Source organism: candidate division WOR-3 bacterium (genome assembly GCA_039804025.1).
Classification (GTDB): domain Bacteria; phylum Hydrothermota; class Hydrothermia; order Hydrothermales; family JAJRUZ01; genus JBCNVI01.
Genome location: JBDRZP010000031.1, coordinates 16,637 through 20,648, shown reverse-complemented (window position 1 = coordinate 20,648; position 4,012 = coordinate 16,637). Strand labels below are relative to the sequence as shown.

5 protein-coding genes are annotated in these 4,012 nt (G+C 30.8%); all 5 read right to left on the bottom strand.

From position 1 onward, the window contains the following. The coding region (locus tag ABIN73_09395; GenBank protein ID MEO0269938.1) for a hypothetical protein at positions 1 to 495 on the bottom strand (495 nt) is incomplete at its 3' end. Between the two features lie 32 nt (positions 496 to 527). After that, on the bottom strand, positions 528 to 1,235 hold the full coding sequence (locus ABIN73_09390; protein MEO0269937.1) for an alpha/beta fold hydrolase: 708 nt from the start codon (positions 1,233 to 1,235) through the stop codon (positions 528 to 530). Between the two features lie 28 nt (positions 1,236 to 1,263). Beyond that, complete coding sequence (locus tag ABIN73_09385) at positions 1,264 to 2,535, bottom strand: hypothetical protein (protein ID MEO0269936.1); 1,272 nt, start codon at positions 2,533 to 2,535, stop codon at positions 1,264 to 1,266. A 138-nt stretch (positions 2,536 to 2,673) separates the two neighbouring features. Further along, entirely contained in the window at positions 2,674 to 3,420 is a 747-nt protein-coding gene (locus ABIN73_09380) for a hypothetical protein (protein ID MEO0269935.1), read from the bottom strand. A gap of 3 nt (positions 3,421 to 3,423) precedes the next feature. Then, a partial coding sequence (locus ABIN73_09375) for a hypothetical protein (protein ID MEO0269934.1) occupies positions 3,424 to 4,012 on the bottom strand: 589 nt, incomplete at its 5' end.

Below are 4,012 nucleotides of genomic sequence, written 5' to 3'. Positions count from 1 at the left end.
AGGAACTGTTTTCCTTTTAATAACTTGGCCATTATCAGGACGAATAAGAGAAATATCTATTGTCAATGCTTTTTTATAATCATTTATTTTAGGCCAAACCCTTAAACTATAAGGAGGATAATTTGTATAGCCTACTGAAGGGTCACCAACAAAGTATGCACCATAATAGGTATCTTCATCATCAATCATCCACTTTTTTATAAATTCTGTGACAAAAGTACACTCAGTTAAGGAAAATTCATCAGAGGCATCTAATGTTCCGTGACCATGACTTGCATAAATTACTGGATTAAACTGAGCAGAATTAAGTTTAACAAGATCTGTTCTCAATAGACCATCATCCTCTCCATCTATCAGATTTGACCCTCTATTTCCAGCAATCACACTCATACCCTCTATATAATTTTCATATCCAAGGAAATCATGCCAATTTTTTTTAACACCACTTATTAAATCAATAAACTTTGATGAAGCCCCAACTCCCATTTCTTTCATCTCACCCATTTCCTGCCAATAAGGGTATCCCTCTAAAATAACTCTTCAAGCCAATCTGGATAATCTATATTGTGATTAGGGGTGCCAATCATAAGCAATTTTCTAACTTTTGAACTACATCCATAATTCTTTATTGCAACTCTTGCAACAAGCCCTCCCATTGAATGTGCCACAATATCAACCTTTTGAGCACCTGTTGCTTGTAGAACCTTATCTATGAACTCAGCAAGCCTTTTTGCATATTTACCCTTCTTCCAATTATATCTGTATTGGTAAGAATAACTATAATAATAAGTAAGATCTCCATCTTGTGGCAGATATCTTGGCCACCATTCAATATGATGATAATTTGAAGGAGGATAATCAGGCATAAAAGGAAGAGAAACTCTTTTAATATTATTGTTATCAAAGTATACATATACTTTTACACTATCCTCTGAAAGAGAAATTACTCCCTCTTCTCCATCAGGATGATAATATGAAAAATTGTAAATTCTTTTTTTATCTGGCATTGACATTAATTCAGTATAAATATCACAATTCCAAGCAATCTCTTCATTTGATTTTAAGCCAAATTGATAGCCACGGTAATGTCCGGTTAATATTTTTTCCATAGCTGAGACATATTGGGTAGAATACCAAGTTTCCCATCCAACATTACATTTTCCTCCGCTGTTATTACCATGTATAAAAATTATTGGTGTTTGAGGTGGCTCAGCTGAATTTAAATTTTGTATCATAAAAAAACTAAGAAGACTAAATTCTTTTTCATCTTATACCTCCTATTTCTAACTTTATTCCTAAATAAATTCCCGCAAGAGAAATTATAAGTTTATGTTTCTCATACCAAGGGGAATCATTTTTATATTCTCTTGTTACCCCAAATTCTATTTTAAGAAGAGGGGAAAAAACTTTTTTTGATTCCAATCCAAAAAATAACCCGAATCCTCTTCCCCACCTTGTAACTCTTCTATGTAAACCCCAGTCGTAAAAATCATCTATAGTTTTAGATAAATAAAAAGGAATACCCCATCTAAAAATACCATTATATCTCATCATAAAAGCAACCCTTTTTACATATATAGTATAATCATGTGTCATACCATTATAACCGCGTCTTTCATTTAATTTTGTCCATAAATATTGAGCTTCTATTCCAATTTCATATTTTTTATTTATAGAATAAAATAAATATGGACCAATTGCATTTAACGAATAAGTATAGTGTATAAAAAGAAGATACAAGATATCAAAAGTTATATCGGGATATCTTCGAGCAGTAGCCTCACCTCCCCGAATGAATCCATAAAGATACACTGTTCCTATTTTCCAATTTTTTTTGTTCTTGTGAGGCACAGTATCTTTAATTTTATTATTCGCTTTTAAACCTAATCTTTGCATCATATATTTTTCAAAAAAAATTTGACACATTTCAGTTAAATCACTTTCTGAATACTTTGAATAAACTCTATCCCTATATTTTCTAACTTTATAAAAATAATCCCTAAACTTTGAAACAGAATTATCAGTCCAAGTAACTTGCCCTGTTCCCTGCCCTTGTGTTGGATATTGATAAATTGAATGCCAGTTTTCATTTATTCCTTTCCTCCATATTTCATAATCTGATTCATAGTTTGAATTGTCTTGCCATTTTAAAATAACAGAATTATAAGGAGAATAAGAATTCGTGGAAAGGTTTGTTGGGGGGTTTAAGCCTATAAAGAAGGAAAGATTTAAATAAGAAGGATGAATCTCATAATTTTTACATTGAATCCCGAAGCTTACTATGGTTGTTTGACCTACAGGTGCAGAATTTGAGGCAGATACTGGAAATGTAAGTATCCCTTCAGAACCCGGGGAGATATTTCCGGAAAATATAACATCCTGAGGAGTGAAAATATACCAGGGTGGTTGTATCACACTTCTTTTAGGTTGGATAAGAGTTATTGAGGTATTATTGTGAATATGCAAATTTATTTGTGCTTGAGCTCCTGGTGGGAGCTCCAAATTTAAAGAGATTAATACAAATAATAATTTCATTTTAAAACCTCCTTTTAACTTCAATATTCATAACTTAAAACAAATGTAACACATTTCCCCGGTAAAAAAACAACTGAATTTTTTCCATATATAGAGAGCCCGAAAGGAGAATATTCATCTGAAATAGATGTATTTATCTCAAAAAAAAAGTTTTGAAAAATTTAGTTTTAAAAATGGATAAATAGAAAAATGATAACTATCCCCAAACTCATCTTTTTCCCCTGTATTCATATTCATCATGAAACTTCTTGTTTTATATCTATAAATAAAATCAAGTCCAAAAGATATTAAACCAGTTTTATATTCCATTTTTGAATTAAAAATTAAATGGTCTCCACTATCATATTTATATTCTATTTTTCTATAAGGGGAAAAGGGCTCATAAAATACTATTTTCCCAGGAAATGTGAAAATATATTTAATTTCACCCATATAAATAGAAGAACTAAATTTTTTTTCTACTCCTATCCCAAAAATTAAAGCATCCTGCCTATCAGAATTATTAAGAGTCAAAATAACCATACTCCCTGGAGGCGGACCCGCATCATATTGAAAACCTATATTACCCTTCAATACATCTTTTTTTATACCCATTAAAAAGGTTACATCCTGTGGAGAAAAGCCACTTGTGAGAGGATCTCCATATGGATTATTAATAAAATAAGTCCATTTTGAAAACTTATATTCTAAATCACAATCAAATTCTATTTTTTTTATTCTTTTCAAAAAATGATTCTGTTTTATTGAAAAATTGAAAAAAGAAAATAAAGGCATATCATCAATCTTTCCGCTCTCATTATAAATTAATTCTGTTTCCCCGTATCCTACATAAAAAGACCATCTTCCACTCAAGATTATTAAAAATATAATTAGAAAACCTTTCATATTTTACCTCCTTTTTCCAAAATATTTTTCAACTAATTCATCAAATTTTTCATAAATCCATAATTCAAGATATTCTGCTAAATAAAAACGGCTGTGTGGATTCTGCTCCCACCTTGCATCATATGCAGAAAATATAAGCTTCTTTCCATCAGGTGAAAAAATTGGACGATAAAATGTTGACTTCTCATAAGGCTTAATTTCATTTAAACGAATAACATTCTGAGGATCTTTTAATAAACCCATTAATACATATTGATTCTCCTCTCCTTCAGGTGTAAGATCTATCAGATCAGGAGTATTAAAGTAGGTAGCTACAAAAAAAGAATCCGAAAATACTGACGGCCAACCACCATCACCTGTAAATCCCAATGAACGAAAAATTCTATTATAAGGACAAATAAGATCAAAAGGAGAAGACTCTGCCTGAATGAATTCTTCTGTTGAATCTATTAAATTCATTCTGAAAATACTCCCAAGTCCTCCAGTATAATATACATAGGAATCAGAACAACTATATCTTACACATATAATACAAACACTATCATAATGAAAAAAGGTCTTATATTCACTAATAACACTACCTGATGTATCA

Bases quoted from the DNA above. Each gene is read 5' to 3' on its own strand.
- ABIN73_09380 (MEO0269935.1), bottom strand. From the start codon at position 3,420: ATGAAAGGTTTTCTAATTATATTTTTAATAATCTTGAGTGGAAGATGG.
- ABIN73_09390 (MEO0269937.1), bottom strand. From the start codon at position 1,235: ATGATACAAAATTTAAATTCAGCTGAGCCACCTCAAACACCAATAATT.
- ABIN73_09385 (MEO0269936.1), bottom strand. From the start codon at position 2,535: ATGAAATTATTATTTGTATTAATCTCTTTAAATTTGGAGCTCCCACCA.